The sequence below is a fragment of the Roseobacter sp. AzwK-3b genome (genome assembly GCF_000170875.1).
GTDB classification, from domain to species: domain Bacteria; phylum Pseudomonadota; class Alphaproteobacteria; order Rhodobacterales; family Rhodobacteraceae; genus Roseovarius; species Roseovarius litoreus.
The window spans coordinates 118764-135261 of record NZ_ABCR01000003.1 but is presented as its reverse complement, the minus strand read 5'-3'; the positions used below and the strand labels follow the sequence as shown (position 1 = coordinate 135261).

The 16498-nt window shown below is 63.5% G+C and carries 14 protein-coding genes; 6 read left to right on the top strand and 8 right to left on the bottom strand.

Features of this window, described 5'->3' with window-relative positions:
- Positions 1-95: 95 nt before the first annotated feature.
- The gene (cysE, locus tag RAZWK3B_RS06935) at positions 96-911 is read left to right on the top strand and encodes a serine O-acetyltransferase (RefSeq protein WP_007813537.1); all 816 of its coding nucleotides are present in this window, start codon (positions 96-98) and stop codon (positions 909-911) included.
- A 92-nt stretch (positions 912-1003) separates the two neighbouring features.
- Here the strand turns inward: cysE and RAZWK3B_RS06930 are convergent, their stop codons facing one another.
- From RAZWK3B_RS06930 to RAZWK3B_RS06915, 4 genes are all read right to left on the bottom strand, one after another.
- Positions 1004-2344, bottom strand: a complete 1341-nt coding sequence (locus tag RAZWK3B_RS06930; RefSeq protein ID WP_007813535.1) for a pyruvate dehydrogenase complex dihydrolipoamide acetyltransferase — start codon at positions 2342-2344, stop codon at positions 1004-1006.
- Positions 2345-2357: 13 nt separating this feature from the next.
- Positions 2358-3734, bottom strand: a complete 1377-nt coding sequence (locus RAZWK3B_RS06925) for a pyruvate dehydrogenase complex E1 component subunit beta (protein WP_007813533.1) — start codon at positions 3732-3734, stop codon at positions 2358-2360.
- A 15-nt stretch (positions 3735-3749) separates the two neighbouring features.
- Positions 3750-4760: a pyruvate dehydrogenase (acetyl-transferring) E1 component subunit alpha gene (pdhA, locus tag RAZWK3B_RS06920; RefSeq protein ID WP_007813532.1), complete on the bottom strand. Its 1011-nt coding sequence runs from the start codon at positions 4758-4760 to the stop codon at positions 3750-3752.
- 122 nt (positions 4761-4882) lie between these two features.
- A complete protein-coding gene (locus RAZWK3B_RS06915) occupies positions 4883-5182 on the bottom strand; it encodes an FtsB family cell division protein (protein WP_037295232.1) in 300 nt (99 codons plus the stop codon).
- A 136-nt stretch (positions 5183-5318) separates the two neighbouring features.
- On the opposite strand from RAZWK3B_RS06915, the gene RAZWK3B_RS06910 reads away from it, so the two are divergent.
- Both RAZWK3B_RS06910 and RAZWK3B_RS06905 read left to right on the top strand, forming a co-directional pair.
- The gene (locus tag RAZWK3B_RS06910; RefSeq protein WP_007813528.1) at positions 5319-6950 is read left to right on the top strand and encodes an acyl-CoA dehydrogenase family protein; all 1632 of its coding nucleotides are present in this window, start codon (positions 5319-5321) and stop codon (positions 6948-6950) included.
- A 281-nt stretch (positions 6951-7231) separates the two neighbouring features.
- Positions 7232-9661, top strand: a complete 2430-nt coding sequence (locus RAZWK3B_RS06905) for a GcvT family protein (RefSeq protein WP_007813527.1) — start codon at positions 7232-7234, stop codon at positions 9659-9661.
- A 169-nt stretch (positions 9662-9830) separates the two neighbouring features.
- Here RAZWK3B_RS06905 and RAZWK3B_RS06900 read toward each other — a convergent pair whose 3' ends face one another.
- Complete coding sequence (locus RAZWK3B_RS06900) at positions 9831-11138, bottom strand: HlyC/CorC family transporter (RefSeq protein WP_007813526.1); 1308 nt, start codon at positions 11136-11138, stop codon at positions 9831-9833.
- 70 nt (positions 11139-11208) lie between these two features.
- On the opposite strand from RAZWK3B_RS06900, the gene RAZWK3B_RS06895 reads away from it, so the two are divergent.
- Positions 11209-12027, top strand: a complete 819-nt coding sequence (locus RAZWK3B_RS06895) for a metallophosphoesterase family protein (protein WP_037295313.1) — start codon at positions 11209-11211, stop codon at positions 12025-12027.
- Here the strand turns inward: RAZWK3B_RS06895 and RAZWK3B_RS06890 are convergent.
- From RAZWK3B_RS06890 to RAZWK3B_RS21410, 3 genes are read right to left on the bottom strand one after another with little or no spacing between them, the layout of a single operon-like run.
- Positions 11964-12935: a site-specific tyrosine recombinase XerD gene (locus RAZWK3B_RS06890; protein ID WP_007813523.1), complete on the bottom strand. Its 972-nt coding sequence runs from the start codon at positions 12933-12935 to the stop codon at positions 11964-11966. The genes RAZWK3B_RS06895 and RAZWK3B_RS06890 overlap by 64 nt on opposite strands.
- The gene (locus tag RAZWK3B_RS06885) at positions 12932-14464 is read right to left on the bottom strand and encodes a hypothetical protein (RefSeq protein WP_007813522.1); all 1533 of its coding nucleotides are present in this window, start codon (positions 14462-14464) and stop codon (positions 12932-12934) included. The genes RAZWK3B_RS06890 and RAZWK3B_RS06885 overlap by 4 nt, the downstream gene beginning before the upstream one ends.
- On the bottom strand, positions 14451-14600 hold the full coding sequence (locus RAZWK3B_RS21410) for a hypothetical protein (RefSeq protein WP_007813521.1): 150 nt from the start codon (positions 14598-14600) through the stop codon (positions 14451-14453). Before RAZWK3B_RS21410 ends, RAZWK3B_RS06885 begins: the two co-directional genes overlap by 14 nt.
- Positions 14601-14762: 162 nt before the next feature.
- On the opposite strand from RAZWK3B_RS21410, the gene RAZWK3B_RS06880 reads away from it, so the two are divergent.
- Together RAZWK3B_RS06880 and aroB are read left to right on the top strand one after the other, a co-directional pair.
- Positions 14763-15272: a shikimate kinase gene (locus RAZWK3B_RS06880; protein WP_232279496.1), complete on the top strand. Its 510-nt coding sequence runs from the start codon at positions 14763-14765 to the stop codon at positions 15270-15272.
- Entirely contained in the window at positions 15269-16384 is a 1116-nt protein-coding gene (gene aroB / locus RAZWK3B_RS06875; RefSeq protein ID WP_007813519.1) for a 3-dehydroquinate synthase, read from the top strand. The genes RAZWK3B_RS06880 and aroB overlap by 4 nt, the downstream gene beginning before the upstream one ends.
- Positions 16385-16498: the final 114 nt, after the last annotated feature.

The window sequence follows — 16498 nt, the reverse complement described above, 5'->3', positions numbered from 1 at the left end:
GGTGTCATTTCGTTTTGTGATTGCGGTCATGACAGCTTTGCGTTTTGCCAAACGCGCCTATCTGGTATACTCGAGCCGAAAACAGGAGCCTGACTATGGTGAAAACCCGCGCGAAACTGGCCGAGCTGGACCCTGTCTGGGGCCGCATCCGGGCCGAAGCACAGGAAGCGATCGATCACGAGCCGTTGCTGGGCGGGGTGATTCATTCGTCGATCCTGCATCACAAGACGCTTGAATCGGCGCTGGCCTACCGGATTTCGCTCAAGCTTGCCTCGAGCGAGATGCCCGAGCAGATTTTGCGCGAGATTTGCGACGCCGCCTATGCGGGTGACAGATCGCTGTCGGTGGCCGCACGCGCCGATATCGTGGCGGTGCATGATCGTGACCCGGCCTGTGATCGGTTCATCCAGCCGATGCTGTTTTTCAAGGGGTTTCAGGCCATTCAAGCCTATCGCGTGTCGCATTGGCTGTGGGTGGAAGGGCGCCGGGACATGGCGCGGTTCTTCCAGATGCGGGCCTCGGAGGTGTTCGGGGTGGATGTGCACCCGGCGGCCCGTCTGGGCAAGGGGATCATGATCGACCACGCGCATTCCATCGTGATCGGCGAGACGGCGACGGTGGGCGACAATGTGTCGATGCTGCATTCGGTGACGCTTGGCGGGACCGGCAAGGAAGAGGAAGACCGCCATCCCAAGATCGGGGACGGCGTTTTGATCGGGGCGGGCGCCAAGGTTCTGGGCAATATCCGGGTCGGCAATTGCTCACGGATCGCGGCGGGTTCCGTCGTGCTACAGGAGGTGCCGCCTTGCAAGACCGTGGCGGGCGTGCCGGCCAAGATCGTGGGCGAGGCGGGCTGCGATCAGCCGTCGGTCAGCATGGATCAGTTGCTGGGCACCAAAGGGTCCGAGTGACGGGCGATCCCCGAACGCAAACTTAACGCAAAACATGAAAAACCCCGGACAAGCTATTGCTTATCCGGGGTTTTTGATGGGTTGGGTTCTGCTTATGCCAGCATGACCAGCGGGTTTTCGAGATTGTCCACGATATGCTGGAGGAGCTCGGCGCCCAGTGCCCCGTCGATCACCCGGTGATCCACGCTGAGTGTCACCGACATGACCGTGGCCACCGAAAGCTCGCCATCCTTGCCGACGACGGGTTTCTTGATGCCCGCGCCGACCGCAAGGATCGCACCATGCGGCGGGTTGATGACGGCGTCGAAATTCTCGATGCCGAACATCCCCAGATTGGAGATCGCGAAGGTGCCGCCCTGATATTCCTCGGGCGAGAGCTTGCGGTCACGGGCGCGCTTGGCCAGATCCTTCATCTCGGCGGAGAGAGCCGACAGGGATTTCGCCTCGGCGTCCTTGAGAACCGGCGTGAACAGCCCGCCTTCGATGGCGACGGCGACGGCCACATCCGAGGGTGCGAGTTTCAGAACGCGCTCTCCGGCCCAGACGGCGTTGGCATCCGGCACGGCCTGCAGCGCCAGGGCACAGGCCTTGATGATGAAATCATTGACGCTGAGTTTGACGCCGCGCTCTTCGAGCTGTGCGTTCAACTCGCCCCGGAACTTCAGCAGCGCATCCAGACGGATGTCGCGACGCAGGTAGAAATGCGGGACGGTCTGCTTGGCCTCGGTCAGGCGGGCGGCGATCGTCTTGCGCATCCCGTCGAGCTTGACCTCGGTATAGGCGCGATCCTTGTACATGGCGGCGACCGCATCGGCCGAGGGGCCTGTGGGTGCCACCGGAGCGGCCTGCTTTGCGGCTGGGGCGGCGGCAGGCGCATCAGCCGCAGCGGCTGTGCCGGCCTTGGCGCCTTGGACATCTGCCTTGACGATGCGACCATGCGGGCCGGAGCCCTTGATCTGCGCAAGATCCACACCCTTGTCGGCAGCGATCCGGCGGGCGAGGGGCGAGGCGAAGATCCGGTTGCCACTGTCGTCTTGCGGCGCGGCTGGTGCCTTGGTGTCGGAGGCTTTCGCAGTGGGCGCGTCTTTGCCCGAGCCTTCGCCGCCGGTTTTGGCGGGTGCTTCGGAAGCGGCGGCCTTGACGTCACCACCCGTATCGCCCGAGGTGCTGTCGATGTCATCGGCGCTTTCGCCCTCGTCCAGCAGCACGGCGATGGGGGTATTGACCTTGACGCCTTCGGTGCCTTCGGCGATCAGGATCTTGCCGATGGTGCCATCATCCACGGCTTCGAATTCCATGGTGGCCTTGTCGGTTTCAATTTCGGCCAGCAGGTCGCCGGAGCTGACCTCGTCGCCTTCCTTGACCAGCCATTTCGCCAGCGTGCCCTCTTCCATCGTGGGGGACAGGGCGGGCATGAGTATTTCGGTTGGCATCGCTCTTGTCTCCTTAACGGTAGGTGACCGTGCGCACGGCCTCGATCACCTCGGCGGTGGAGGTCAGCGCCAGTTTTTCGAGATTGGCGGCATAGGGCATCGGCACGTCCTTGCCGGTGCAGTTGATGACCGGCGCATCCAGATAGTCGAACGCCCGTTCCATCAGCGTGGCCGAGATGTGGTTGCCGATCGATGCCACGGGCCAGCCTTCTTCGACGGTCACGCAGCGGTTGGTCTTCATGACCGAGGCGATGACGGTGTCGTAATCCAGCGGGCGCAGCGTGCGCAGGTCGATCACCTCGGCGCTGATGCCATCCTCGGCCAGTTTCTCGGCGGCTTCGATGGCATAGGTCATGCCGATCCCGAAGCTGACGATGGTGACATCGGTGCCTTCGCGCCAGATGCGCGCCTTGCCGAAGGGGATCGTGAAATCGTCCATCACCGGAACCTCGAAGCTCTTGCCGTAGAGGATCTCGTTTTCAAGGAACACGACCGGGTTGGGATCGCGGATCGCGGATTTCAGCAGGCCCTTGGCGTCGGAGGCCGAATAGGGCTGCACCACCTTGAGGCCCGGAATATGGGCATACCATGCCGCGTAATCCTGACTGTGCTGTGCGCCCACGCGCGCCGCCGCCCCGTTGGGGCCACGGAACACCATCGGGCACCCCATCTGACCGCCCGACATATAAAGCGTCTTGGCGGCGGAGTTGATGATCTGGTCGATGGCCTGCATGCCGAAATTCCAGGTCATGAACTCCACGACCGGGCGCAGGCCGCCAAAGGCCGCGCCGACCCCGATCCCGGCAAAGCCATGTTCGGTGATCGGCGTGTCGATCACGCGTTTGGAGCCGAATTCATCCAGCAGCCCTTGGGTAATCTTGTAGGCGCCTTCGTATTCCGCGACTTCCTCGCCCATGATGAACACGGTGGGATCGGCGCGCATCTCTTCGGCCAGCGCCGTGTTGATCGCCTCGCGCACGGTCTGTTTGCGGGTCTCGGTGCCTTCGGGCCAATCGGGCGAGCGATCCAGCTGCGGGGCGTCGGGGGCCTTGGCCTTGGCCGGTGCGGCCTGGCTGGGGGCGTCGGTGTCGCTTGTGGCCTGCGGGGCAGGGGAGGCGGCGGCACTCTCGATGTCATCGGCACTTTCACCGTCTTCCAGAAGCACGGCGATCGGGGTGTTGACCTTCACGCCCTCGGTGCCTTCGGCAATGAGGATCTTGCCGATGGTGCCTTCGTCCACCGCTTCGAATTCCATCGTGGCCTTGTCGGTCTCGATCTCTGCGATGATGTCGCCGCTCGACACCTCGTCGCCTTCCTTGACCAGCCATTTGGCCAGCGTGCCTTCTTCCATCGTGGGGGAGAGGGCGGGCATGAGAATTTCTGTCGCCATGGTCGTCACTCCTCCTCAGGCGTTCTGCGGGGCGACATCGGCATAGATGTCGGTCCAGAGTTCTGCGGGATCGGGTTCGGGGCTGTCCTTCGAGAATTCGGCCGCCTCGTTCACGATGGCCTTGATCTCCTTGTCGATCGCCTTGAGATCGTCTTCGGTCGCGTGCTTGCCCGACAAAAGCAGGTCGCGCACATGTTCGATGGCGTCCTTTTCCTCGCGCATTTTCTGGACTTCCTCGCGGGTGCGATACTTGGCCGGATCCGACATCGAATGGCCGCGATAGCGGTATGTCTTGATCTCGAGGATATAGGGCCCCTTGCCGGAGCGGCAGTGCGCCACGGCCTTTTGGCCCGCATCGCGCACGGCCAGAACATCCATCCCGTCCACCGCCTCGCCGGGAATGCCGAAGGCGGCGCCGCGCGTGTAGATATCGGGGCTTGAGGTCGAGCGTTTCTGCGACGTGCCCATGGCGTATTGGTTGTTCTCGATCACGAAGATCACCGGCAATTGCCACAGGGCCGCCATGTTGAAGGTCTCGTAGACCTGGCCCTGGTTGGCCGCGCCGTCGCCGAAATAGGTATAGGTCACCCGATCATTGCCGAGATACTTGTCGGCAAAGGCCAGCCCCGCGCCAAGCGGCACATTGGCACCGACGATGCCATGCCCGCCATAGAAATGCTTTTCCTTCGAGAACATATGCATCGAGCCGCCCTTGCCGCGCGAATACCCGCCCTCGCGGCCGGTAAGTTCGGCCATCACACCCTTGGGATCCATCCCGCAGGCCAGCATGTGGCCGTGGTCGCGATAGGTGGTGATGCGCTTGTCGCCCTCTTCGGCGGTGGCCTCGAGCCCGACGACAACGGCTTCCTGACCGATATAGAGATGGCAGAACCCGCCGATCAGGCCCATGCCATAAAGCTGGCCCGCCTTTTCCTCGAATCGCCGGATCAGAAGCATGTCGCGGTAATATTGTTTCAGCTCATCGGCGGAAACATTTGGTTTTGCTTGGGTTTTTCTGGCAGACATGCCGCATCTCCCCTTTGCGGATGGTAATAGTTTAGCGTTAAACTATTTATATCCCAAGCGGGGCCGCAGTGATAGGGCAAATTTTGCAGGGCGGTTGGGCGGCGATGCGCGGCCCCCGGCCTTCAGCGAATGACGATCTCGTCGGGGCGCAGCAGGCCCAGCACATCGCGGGCCTGTTGATCCAGCAGGTCGGTATCCAGAAAATCGTCCGACAGCCGCAGGGTCAGGTTTTCCATCCGCGCCACCTGCACCGACAGATCCTTCAGCTGTGCGCGCAGCGCGTCGGTTTCGGCATCGATCTCGGCGCGGCGGAAAAGACCGTAATCCCCCTGCACCGCGGCAAAGGTGAAATAGGCGCCCAAGCCGAAGGCGATCAATGAGTAAATGAAAAGCCCCATCTGGGGTCGTATGCGCTGTGACATGGATGCCGTTGCTCTGCCTCTTGTGCCGCCTCTGACGGGCGGTCTGCAGCTACCATGCCACAAGTGATTCGCTTTGTGAATCCCCTTTCCACGTTGTGCCTGCTGCGTCATACACTCATCTTTAAGGAGAGCCGCCATGCCCAACCTGCCGCCCACCGCTCATCTGCCCGGCCATGAGGTCACCAACCAGCCCGAACCGCGGGGGGATCTGGCGCTCTGGGGGGATGACCCGGCGCTGCAGGCCCATGCCGCTGCCGCAGGCGCGCAGCTTGGCGCGCTCGAAAGCTATGCTGCCACCATCGGCACCGCCGAGATGCAGGAAGCCGGCATTCAGGCCAACCGGCATCCCCCCGAACTTCTGGCCTTCGATGCCGGTGGCCGGCGTCTGGACGAGGTGCGGTATCACCCCGATTATCACCGGTTGCTCGAGACCGGGCTGAGCGCAGGCTACGCCGCCATCCCCTGGGAAGGAGGGGCGGGCGGTCATGCCACCCATGCCGCGATGGTCTATCTCACGACGCAGATCGAACCCGGTGTGTGCTGCCCGATGACCATGACCTATGCCGCCGTGCCCGCGCTCAAGGCTGATGCCGATCTCTTCGCGGCCTGGGTGCCCAAGCTGATTGCGCGGGCCTATGACGGTGCGGTGCGGCCGATGGCGCGCAAACCGGGTCTGACCATGGGGATGGCAATGACCGAGAAACAGGGCGGATCGGATCTGCGCGCCACGGTCACCCGGGCCGTGCCCGATGGCGATGCCCACCGGCTGACAGGGCATAAATGGTTCTGCTCGGCGCCGATGTCGGACGGGTTTCTGACGCTGGCGCAGGCGCCGGGCGGGCTGACCTGTTTCGTGGTGCCGCGCTGGCTCGACCATGGGCGCAACGCGATCCGTCTGCAGCGGCTCAAGGACAAGCTGGGCAACAGGGCCAATGCCTCTGCCGAGATCGAGTATGACGGCGCGCTGGCCTATCGCCTTGGTCCCGAGGGCGAGGGCATCCGCACCATCATCGAAATGGTCCATCACGCAAGGCTCGATACAGCCATGGCGCCCGCCGGGCTGATGCGCGCGGCGCTTGATCGCGCGGCCCATTGGGCGCGCCATCGCAGCGCTTTTGACGCGCGACTGATCGATCAGCCGCTGATGCGCGCGGTGCTGGCCGATCTGGCGCTTGATTGGGAGGGAACACTCGCCCTTGGCCTGCGCGTCGCCCGCGCCTTCGACAGCCCGTCCGAGCCCGAGCGCGCCTTTGCCCGTCTTGCGGTGGCGCTGGCAAAATATCTCGGCAACAAGCTCTGCCCCGGCCTCGTCTACGAGGCGATGGAGGCGATCGGCGGCGCGGGCTATGTCGAAGACAGCGGCCTGCCGCTTTTCTATCGCGAAGCCCCGCTCAACGGGATCTGGGAAGGATCGGGCAATGTCATCTGCCTCGATATCCTGCGCACCCTGCGTCGCGCGCCGCTCGCCGGTGAGGTCCTGAGCGCCGAGCTTGGCGCAGTCAGCGGGCAATACCGCCGCTACGATGCAGCCCTGCGTGCACATATGGACCGTTTTCCCAAATTGCCCGACCCGCGCGAGGCGCGTTGGTATGCCGAAAGCCTCGGCTCCCTGCTCACCGCCTCGGTGCTGATGCAGAATGCCCCGCCCGCCATCGCCGAAGCCTATATCGCCACGCGCCTTTCGGGCGCGCGCGGTCGCACGGCAGGCACCATCGGGGCGGTCGACGAGGCGGCGATCCTGGCCCGCCTCGGCGGCCTGACCTGCTGAACCTGACCGGCTGAACACCGCGCCCCCGCCTGCTTTCATCGTTCCCCAAATACTCCCGCCGGAGGCATCCGCCCGCGCCGTTCCGCGCCCCTCCGGATCCACCGCGCATCCGACGCCCGCCTGATCCTTGCGCGGCTTTGACCTCCGCCTGCCGGAAAGCGAAAAATCCTGTCGCAAACCAATAGGACTTTTGCATCGTCGCGACCAATGATGTCGGGAACCGGCGGCACAAAAGCCCTGCGCCACGTCAGGGTCAGGCCAGAACAGTCAAGGGACCGAAAATGAAAACCCATGCACAGGCCGTCGTGATCGGCGGGGGCGTCATCGGATGCTCTATTCTCTACCATCTGACCAAGCTGGGCTGGAGCGATGTCGTCCTTCTGGAGCGCGACGAGCTGACCAGTGGCTCGACCTGGCACGCCGCCGCCAATATCCATGGCCTGCATGACAGCGCGAATATCTCTCGGCTGCAGCATTACACGATGAACCTCTACAAGGAGCTGGAGACCGAAACAGGCCAGTCCTGCGGTGTGTTCCAGCCCGGCAGCCTCTATCTGGCGCAGACCGAAGCACGCGAGCATCAGCTGCGCCTGCAGGCCGCCAAGGCGCAGCTTTACGGGATGAACTTCTCCGAGATCACCCGCGACGAGGCCGAGGAAAAGCATCCCCTGGTCAATTTCGACGGGATCCGCTGCATCATGTGGGAACCCGATGGCGGCAATGTGGACCCTTCGGGCGTGACCAACGCCTATGCCATGGGCGCGCGCCAGCGCGGTGCGGAGATCAACCGCTTCACGCCCGTGACAGCGACCCGGCAAAAGCCCGACGGCACATGGATTGTCGAGACGCCGAAGGGCAATATCGAAACCCAATGGGTGATCAATGCCGCCGGTCTATGGGGGCGTGAAGTGGCCAGGCTTGCGGGCATCGAGGTGCCGCTTCAACCCACCGAGCACCAGTATTTCGTGACCGAAACCATCCCCGAGATCGACGCGATGGACCGCCGCCTGCCCTCGGTCGCGGATCGTGACGGAGAATATTACCTGCGCCAGGAGGGCAAGGGCCTGCTGATCGGTGCCTATGAGCGTGACATGAAATTCTGGGCCGAGGACGGCACGCCGCTCGATTTCGCGCATGATCTTTTCCCCGACGATCTGGAACGGATCATGGAAAACGTGATGCGCGCCATGGACCGGGTGCCCGTCGCCGCCGAGGCCGGGGTCAAGCGGGTCATCAATGGCCCGATGATCTGGTCTCCCGACAGCAACGTGATCCTTGGTCCGGTGCCGGAACTGAAGAACTATTTCATGTGCGGTGGCATCATCCCCGGTTTCAGTCAGTCGGCGGGCATGGGGCTGATGGTGGCCCAGTGGATCATCGAAGGTGAGATGCAATACGACATGTTCCCATGGGACATCGCGCGCTTTGGCCTCTGGGCCAATGACCGCAAATTCATCATGGCCAAGGTCGAGGATGTCTATGCCCACCGTTTCGCCATCCACTATCCAAACGAGGAACGCGCGGCGGGCCGCCCGCTGCGGACGCGGCCGGTTTACCAGATGCAAAAGGACATGGGAGCGGTGTTCGGGTTGAACTATGGCTGGGAGCACCCCCAATGGTTCGCCGAGGCACCGGGGGCCAGCGACACCAACGGCTTCACCCGGCAGAACTGGTGGGAACCGGTGGGTGCGGAATGCCGGATGCTGCGCGACCGTGCGGGCATCATCGACATCTCGAACTTCGCCAAATACCGGGTCAAGGGACCGGGCGCCGAGGATTGGCTGAACGCCGTCTTCGCCAACCGGATGCCGAAATCCGTGGGCCGGTCGTGTCTCACGCCGCTGATTTCGGTGCGCGGCGGGATCGCGGGTGACGCCACCGTGACGCGCACCGCCGAGGACGAGTTTTGGGTCGTGTCCTCGGGCATGGCCGAGCGCTATCACAAACGGTTCTTCGACATGGTGCCGCTGCCCGAAGGGACCACGTTCGAAAGCATGACCGAGGCGATGTGCGGCTTCAACGTGGCCGGGCCGAAATCGCGCGAATTGTTGCAACGTTTGACCAACGCGTCGCTCGCGACCGAGGATTTCCCGTTCATGCGGTCACAGCGCATCGAGTTGGGCGGGGTCGATTGCCTGGCGCTGCGTGTCAGTTTCACCGGCGATCTGGGCTGGGAGCTGCATTGCGCCGCGCAGGATCAGGCGCAGCTTTACGCCGCACTTCTCGAGGCGGGCAAGGCTTTGGGTGCAGGGCCTGTAGGCGCGCGCGCACTGATGTCGATGCGCGTCGAAAAGGGCTATGGCTCGTGGTCGCGCGAATACAGCCCCGAATACTGGCCGCAAGAGGTGGGGCTGGCGGGGCTGTGCAAGATGGACAAGGACTTCCTGCACAAATCCACGCTCGAGACGGTGCTGGCCAAGACCCCGCGCGAGGATCTCGTTCTGATCCATATCGACGAGGCGGATGTGACCGCGTCGAATGCCGATGCTACGGGCGGCGAGCCGATCTTCTGTCGGGGCAAACCGGTGGGGCGGGTCACCTCGGGGACCTATGGCTATACCGTCGGCATGAGCCTTGCGCTCGGCTATGTCCGCCACGGTCAGGCCGCCCCCGGCGATGAGGTCGAGGTCATGGTGCTGGGTCGAGCGCACAAGGGCCGGATCCTGCATGAGCCGCCCTTCGATCCCAAGGGTGAAAAACTCCGGGCGTGATGCGCTTGGGGCAAGCGCCGGGGGGCCAGCCCCCCGGACCCCCGGGGATATTTTCGGCCAGAAGAAACCGGGCGCGCGGCAGGGGGGAGATCGGTTCAGTGCACCGACGTGATACCGACGTTATACCGCAGCGTTTTTTTGCGTGTTTTCAAGGCGGTGCAGGCGGCGCTCAGATCTTGCGTATTTTCAGCCGGGTGATCCGGTTGTCGGCCTTGGCGACCACCTCGAAGCGGAAGCCGTGGAAGTTGAACACCTGGTTCACCTCGGGGATCATCTGGGCTTCGTGGATGACCAGACCGGCGATGGTGTTGGCCTCGTCGTCGGGCAGGTTCCAGTCGGTGGCGCGGTTGAGATCGCGGATCGTCATGGCGCCGTCCACAAGGAACTGATTGTCCTCGCTTTTCCGGATCGGATGTTCGGCGTCCGGGTCGAATTCATCGGTGATCTCGCCGACGATTTCCTCGAGGATGTCCTCGAGGGTGATGAGCCCTTCGAGGGTGCCGTATTCGTCCACCACCAGCGCGAAATGGCTGCGCATCCGCAGGAACTGGCGCATCTGGTCGTCCAGGGTCGTGGTTTCGGGCACGAAATAGGGCTTCATCGCCACGTCAATTATATTAAATGATTTCAACGTGTTGCGAGAACCGTCGCCGCCCATGACGAGCTTGTGCATGGCACGCAGCAGGTCCTTGGCATGGACCACGCCGATGATGTTGTCGGGATCATCGCGGTATACCGGCAGGCGCGTGTGGTTGGATTGCAGGCATTGTTCGAGGATCGCTTCGGGATCGTCCTCGGCATTGATCATCTCGATCTGGCTGCGGTGGCGCATGATCTCTTCGACGGCCCGTTCGCCCAGATCCAGCGCGCCGAGGATCCGGTCGCGGTCCTCTTTCTCGACGATGCCTTCGGAATGGCCAAGATAGAGCGCGCCGGCGATTTCCTCGCGCACGGCAAGGATGTGGCTGTCGGGATCGGCGTTGACGCCGAAGACCCGCAGCACCCCGCGCACCAGCCAGCGCACGGCGCCCACCACGGGCGAGAAGACCTTGACCACCACCTGAATGACCGGCGCTACCTTTGAGGCCGCAGCTTCGGCATTGGTGATGGCATAGGTCTTGGGCAGCACTTCGGCGAAGATCAGTACCAGCAGGGTCATCACCAGCGTGGCCAGGGCCACGCCGGATTCGCCCAAGAGCCGCGTGAACATGGCAGTGGCCAGCGAGGTGGCGAGGATGTTGACAAGGTTGTTGCCCAAAAGGACCGAGCCGATCAGCCGCTCGTTGTCTTCGGTGATGGTGAGCGCGCGGGCCGCGCCTTTTTCGCCCTTGTCGGCGCGGGCGCGCAGCTTGCCGCGCGAGGCGGCGGTGAGCGCGGTCTCGCTGCCCGAGAAGAAGCCGGACATGACCAGAAGCAGCAGGATGGAGGCCGAGGTGATCCAGAACGCGGCATCAAGTGTTGGTGAAGTTGGTTCCATACGGTACGGGGTCCCTTTATTCATTAGGGTTATGGGGCCGGGTTGCGCGGCAATCAAGGGATGAATGGCGATGAATGAATGCGATCTGGGGCAGTTGGACGGGCCGGTGCTGATCTTTGGCGGTCCCTATTCGAACCTGCAGGCCACCCAGGCGCTGCTGGAGAGGGCCGTCTCCCAAGGCGTCGCGGGCGAGCGGATCATCTGCACGGGCGATGTCGTGGCCTATTGCGCCGATGCCGCGGGCACGGTCGCCGCGATCCGCGAGGCGGGCTGCACAGTGGTGGCGGGGAATTGCGAAATCCAGTTGGCGGCGGGCGAGATGGATTGCGGTTGCGGCTTTGCGCCGGGCAGCACCTGTGACCTTTTGTCGGCGGGCTGGTTTGCCCATGCCAGTGCCAGCCTTGACGCTGACGCGCGCGACTGGATGGCCGGCCTGCCGGATCTGGTGATCTTCACGCATCACGGGCGGCGCTGCGCGGTGATCCATGGCGGGGTCGCGGATGTGGCGCGGTTTTTGTGGCCGACTTCGCCCGAGGCCGATTTCGCGGAGGAAATCGCCCAGATCGAAGCGGTGCATGGACCGATCGACATGGTGTTGGCCGGGCATTGCGGCCTGCCGTTCATGCGCCGTATCGGCCATGTCGACTGGGTCAATGCCGGGGTGATCGGGATGCCCGCCAATGATGGCAGCCCCGAGACGCGCTTTGCCGTGCTGGAGGCGGGCGTGCCGCGGATCGAGCGGCTGAGCTACGATCACCAAGCCGCCGCGGAGGCGATGCGGCGCGCGGGTCTGACCCAAGGCTATCACCTGGCGCTTGGCAGCGGTTATTGGCCGTCTGAGGATGTGCTGCCGCCGGACTTGCGCCGCGAGGCCACCGCCAGCGGGTGATGCTCCTGAACAAGCTCGCGCAACCGCTCTTCCAGAACATGGGTATAGATCTCGGTGGTGGCGACATCGGCATGGCCCAAAAGCGTCTGGATCGCCCGCAGATCGGCGCCATTGGCCAGAAGATGCGTGGCAAAGGCATGGCGCAGCGTATGTGGAGTGACCTTGTCCGGTGAGACGCCCCCGGCCACTGCCAGTTCCTTGATCAGCATATAGAACCGGTGCCGCGTCAAATGGCCGATCTTTCCCGAGGACGGAAACAGGAACGGCGAGCCGGGCTTGCCTGCCTTGCGCGCCGCCGCGTCCGCGGCATCGCGCAGCTTCAGCCATTCCACCATGACATCACGCGCATCGGGGGACAGGGGCACCATGCGTTCCTTGCCGCCCTTGCCGCGGATCAGCAGCATCTGCGGATTGCCGCGCGCGGCCGCCACGGGCAGGGCGACCAGTTCGCTGACACGCATGCCGGTGGCATAAAGAAGCTCCATCAGGCAGGTATTGCGCACCCGGTCCGTGGCGCTGCGGCCATGCGTGCGCGCCGCACCCAGCAAAAGATCGACCTCTTTTTCGCTGAGCGTCTTGGGCAGTTTTCGCGAGCGCCCCGGCCCCTTGATGGTGATGGCGGGGTTGTCGTCCCGCAAGCGCTCTTCAAAGGCGAAGCGGTAGAGCTGCTTGATGGCCGACAAACGGCGCGCGCGGGTGGCGCGCGCGAGCCCTTGGGCGTCGCAATGCACCAGATAGGCTTCAACGCGGCTCTGGTCGGCCTGTTCTATGGTGTCGCCTTGGCTGGCCAGCCACGCATCGAAATCGCTCAGATCCCGGGCATAGGCCTGCAAGGTGTTCTGTGCCGCGCCGAGTTCCGCCGCCTGTGCCTCGAGAAAGGCGGATATCCAATGCCGCCCCTGCCTCATGCGCCGCTTTCGAGGATCAGAAGCTCGAGCGCGGCGCGGCGGGCGGTTTCCTCGAGCCCGAGGGCGCGCAAGGTGGACAAGGCCGAGGTGATATCGTCAAAGCCGCGCAGCCCGGCGCGATCAAGTTGAAGACCGGCCGACAGGATCGCCTGTCCCAGCTTGCCGCCCTCCAGCAAACTTGCGTGATCCGCCGAAACCGAACCGGCGGCGAAGGCCCGGCTGATGGCCTGCTTGAGCGCGGTATCGGCCAGATCGGCGGGCGGCATGCCACGGGCGAGGCCGGCAAGGAAGGTCTCGGTATCATCCAAAGGCCGGGCGGCGCTTGCGATGCTTTCATAACTCGACGAGAGCAGTCCGATCCGGAACGCCAGCGCTTGCGCGCGTGGCGGCAGTTCGATGCCCGCCAGAGCCGCGCCGTAAAGTTCGGCAAAGGCCACAGCCAGCCCCTGATCGCGCATCGCCTGCCAGGTGTCGGGCAGGATATCGGCGATCGGCCCGGGGTTTTCGCGGATCATCGCCTGATCGAAGGTCTGGATGATGCGGGCGCGGTCCCACACCCCTCCCGATGCCGCGGGCGCGCGTTCCGTGTAAAGACCCAGCAGGCGATTGGGTGGCAAGGCGCCGGTATGGGCCAGACGTTCGGCCGCTTCGAGACGGGCCTTGAGACCCGCGCTCGGGCGCAGATCGGCCGAGGCATAGGCACGCGGCAGGCCTTGGGTCGGCAAGGGCTGTCCCACCGCCTCGTAAAGCCGGAAAATCAGCGGTGTGATCCCCGAGGTCGGGGCCAGTGCAAGTCTGCCTTCGACCATCTCGGGGTCCAGAAATTGCGCCAGCAAACCCTCTTGCGTCGTCGACAGAAGGCCAAGCCCGACTGATGTTTCATAAATCAGCGCGGCGGTCTGCCAGTCTCCGGTCTGCGCGATGCAAAACACCCTTGCGCCGTAATCATTGGTCAGCGCAGGACGCTCGGCCAGCGCCGCGCAGGCCTCGGTTTCGGTGCCGGACAGAAGCGCGAGTTCCAGCCAGGTGTCGAACAGCGCGGGCGTGGCGGGACCGGCGCGTTCGATCAGCGCAAGAGCCGGGTCGGTTGCGCCATAGGTCTGAAGTGCCGCGACCCGCGCCTTGAGGAACAATCCGTCCGATCCGGCATCGCCGGGCGGCTCGGCCTCGGCCAGAAGCAGGGTGTAATAAAGCGCCTGAATGGCGGGCAGTGGCTCGGGCGAGAGGCGCTCGAGCAAGGCCACGATGGCGGCTTCGCTGCTGGCCTGCCACAGCGTGACCGGCAGACCGGTGACCGTTGCGGGCAAAAGCCCGACAGAATCCGACCGGGCCGCGTCAAGCGCCATGACCGACACGGTCGGCGTGTCGACGCCAGTGGCTTGTGGTGGAAGTCCAAGCGGTTCGACGCGCGGTCCCGCGACGCTGACTGATGCGGCACCGTCCAGCCAGTCTATGGCCGACAGCGGTTGCTGCGCGGCGGCGGCCGGAGCGATCAGAAAAGCGGCGATCAGCGCGTCAATCCGTCTCAAGTATGATGTCCTGGCGAATTTCCTCGGTCGGTGGGGAGAAATCCGCGCCGAAAAACGGCCCGACATATGCATAGCCCACAAGCGCGATGAACGCCAGAATGGCGAGGTAGAACAGCCATTTGATCAATCTCAGCATGTTGGGCCTGCCTGTTTGTGCCGGTATTTTTGCATGTTTATAACTGGCCTTTTGGGCAAGATCACGTCATTCAGTGGCAAAGCGCGAAATATTGCCAAGGGAGCGCAGAACGTGACAGCGCCGGAGCGGTGGAAGCTCAAGAAGACGGTCGTGCTTGTGGGCATGATGGGGGCCGGAAAAACCGCTGTGGGCAAGGCCTTGGCGGTGCGGCTTGCCGTGCCGTTCCTCGATTCCGATGCCGAGATCGAGCAGGCTGCCAACATGAGCATCGCGGAAATCTTCGCGCGCGATGGCGAGGCGTTTTTCCGCGACCGTGAAACGCAGGTCATCGACCGGTTGCTCGAGGGGGAACGGGGCATCCTGTCCACCGGGGGCGGGGCGTTTTTGTCCGAGCGCAACCGCAATCTGATTTCCCGCAAGGGCGTTTCGGTGTGGCTGAAGGCCGATCTGGCGCTGCTCTGGAGCCGAGTAAAACATAAGGATACCAGACCCTTGCTGCGCACAGCTGATCCTTATGGGACGCTACGGGACCTGTATGAAACACGGCTGCCCTTTTACCAGGAGGCCGATCTGACGGTGACGGCGCAGCCGGATTATTCTATCGACACGATGGCGGAGAAGGTGCTTGAGGCGCTGACGACGCGAGAGGATGTGCTGGAGGGTCTGACATGACGCAAATTGTCCACGTGCCACTGGATGACCGGGCCTATGACATCCATATCGGCCCCGGGCTGCTGGAGCGGTCGGGTGCGTTGATCGCGCCCTTGCTCAAACGCCCGCGCGTGGCCATCGTGGCGGATGCGCATGTGGCGGAACTGCATTTGGAAACGCTCTGCAAGGGATTGGAAAAGAACGGTATTTCTGTCTCGAGTATGACTCTACCACAAGGTGAGGCGACCAAGTCCTGGCCGCATTTCGAACGGGTCGTGGAGTGGCTTCTGGCCGAAAAGATCGAGCGGCAGGATATCGTCATCGCCTTTGGTGGCGGGGTGGTGGGCGATCTTGTGGGGTTCGCGGCAGCGGTGTTGCGGCGGGGGGTGCGGTTCGTGCAGGTGCCGACCAGCCTTCTGGCGCAGGTGGACAGTTCGGTGGGCGGCAAGACCGGGATCAACGCGCCGCAAGGCAAGAATCTGATCGGCGCGTTCCATCAACCGAACCTTGTTCTGGCCGATACGGGCATTCTGACCACCCTGACCAAGCGCGATTATCTGGCGGGTTACGGCGAGGTCGTCAAATACGGTCTTCTGGGAGATTATGATTTCTTTCAATGGCTTGAATCCCATGCTTCACGTGCCGCCGAGGGCGATATGGAGGCCCGGATCCACCTTGTAAAACGCTCGGTCGAGATGAAGGCCGAGATCGTCGTCAGAGACGAGACGGAACAGGGGGATCGGGCGCTTTTGAACTTGGGGCATACGTTTTGTCATGCGTTGGAGGCGGCGACGGGGTATTCGGACCGGCTGCTGCATGGCGAGGGTGTGGCGATCGGCTGCGGGTTGGCGTTCGAGCTGTCGGCGCGGATGGGGCTGTGTTCGCAGGAAGACCCAAGCCGCGTGCGCGCCCATCTGAAAGCCATGGGCATGAAGGCCGATCTATCTGATATCGCAGGGGAATTGCCCGATGCCGATGGGCTGCTGGAGCTGATGTCGCAGGACAAAAAAGTGGTCGATGGCAAGCTGACATTCGTCCTTGCGCGGGGTATCGGAGAGGCGTTCGTCACCTCGGATGTGGACCCGGCAGCGGTGCGCGACCTGCTGACCGAGGCCTTGCAGGACCGAAGCTGACCACGCCCGCGATTGTGTAGGGTTCGTACGATTTAAACGCCGTTCAGCACCAAACCCGGCCCGATCTGCCGAATTTGTGTCCATCCCGTACGCAATCCTGATTTCAGAGCCGCG

What these genes read in the sequence shown, in the direction of transcription:
- cysE (WP_007813537.1), top strand. Translation starts at nt 96, where the DNA reads ATGGTGAAAACCCGCGCGAAACTGGCCGAGCTGGACCCTGTCTGGGGC.
- RAZWK3B_RS06930 (WP_007813535.1), bottom strand. Translation starts at nt 2,344, where the DNA reads ATGCCAACCGAAATACTCATGCCCGCCCTGTCCCCCACGATGGAAGAG.
- RAZWK3B_RS06925 (WP_007813533.1), bottom strand. Translation starts at nt 3,734, where the DNA reads ATGGCGACAGAAATTCTCATGCCCGCCCTCTCCCCCACGATGGAAGAA.
- pdhA (WP_007813532.1), bottom strand. Translation starts at nt 4,760, where the DNA reads ATGTCTGCCAGAAAAACCCAAGCAAAACCAAATGTTTCCGCCGATGAG.
- RAZWK3B_RS06915 (WP_037295232.1), bottom strand. Translation starts at nt 5,182, where the DNA reads ATGTCACAGCGCATACGACCCCAGATGGGGCTTTTCATTTACTCATTG.
- RAZWK3B_RS06910 (WP_007813528.1), top strand. Translation starts at nt 5,319, where the DNA reads ATGCCCAACCTGCCGCCCACCGCTCATCTGCCCGGCCATGAGGTCACC.
- RAZWK3B_RS06905 (WP_007813527.1), top strand. Translation starts at nt 7,232, where the DNA reads ATGAAAACCCATGCACAGGCCGTCGTGATCGGCGGGGGCGTCATCGGA.
- RAZWK3B_RS06900 (WP_007813526.1), bottom strand. Translation starts at nt 11,138, where the DNA reads ATGGAACCAACTTCACCAACACTTGATGCCGCGTTCTGGATCACCTCG.
- RAZWK3B_RS06895 (WP_037295313.1), top strand. Translation starts at nt 11,209, where the DNA reads ATGAATGAATGCGATCTGGGGCAGTTGGACGGGCCGGTGCTGATCTTT.
- RAZWK3B_RS06890 (WP_007813523.1), bottom strand. Translation starts at nt 12,935, where the DNA reads ATGAGGCAGGGGCGGCATTGGATATCCGCCTTTCTCGAGGCACAGGCG.
- RAZWK3B_RS21410 (WP_007813521.1), bottom strand. Translation starts at nt 14,600, where the DNA reads ATGCTGAGATTGATCAAATGGCTGTTCTACCTCGCCATTCTGGCGTTC.
- RAZWK3B_RS06880 (WP_232279496.1), top strand. Translation starts at nt 14,763, where the DNA reads ATGATGGGGGCCGGAAAAACCGCTGTGGGCAAGGCCTTGGCGGTGCGG.
- aroB (WP_007813519.1), top strand. Translation starts at nt 15,269, where the DNA reads ATGACGCAAATTGTCCACGTGCCACTGGATGACCGGGCCTATGACATC.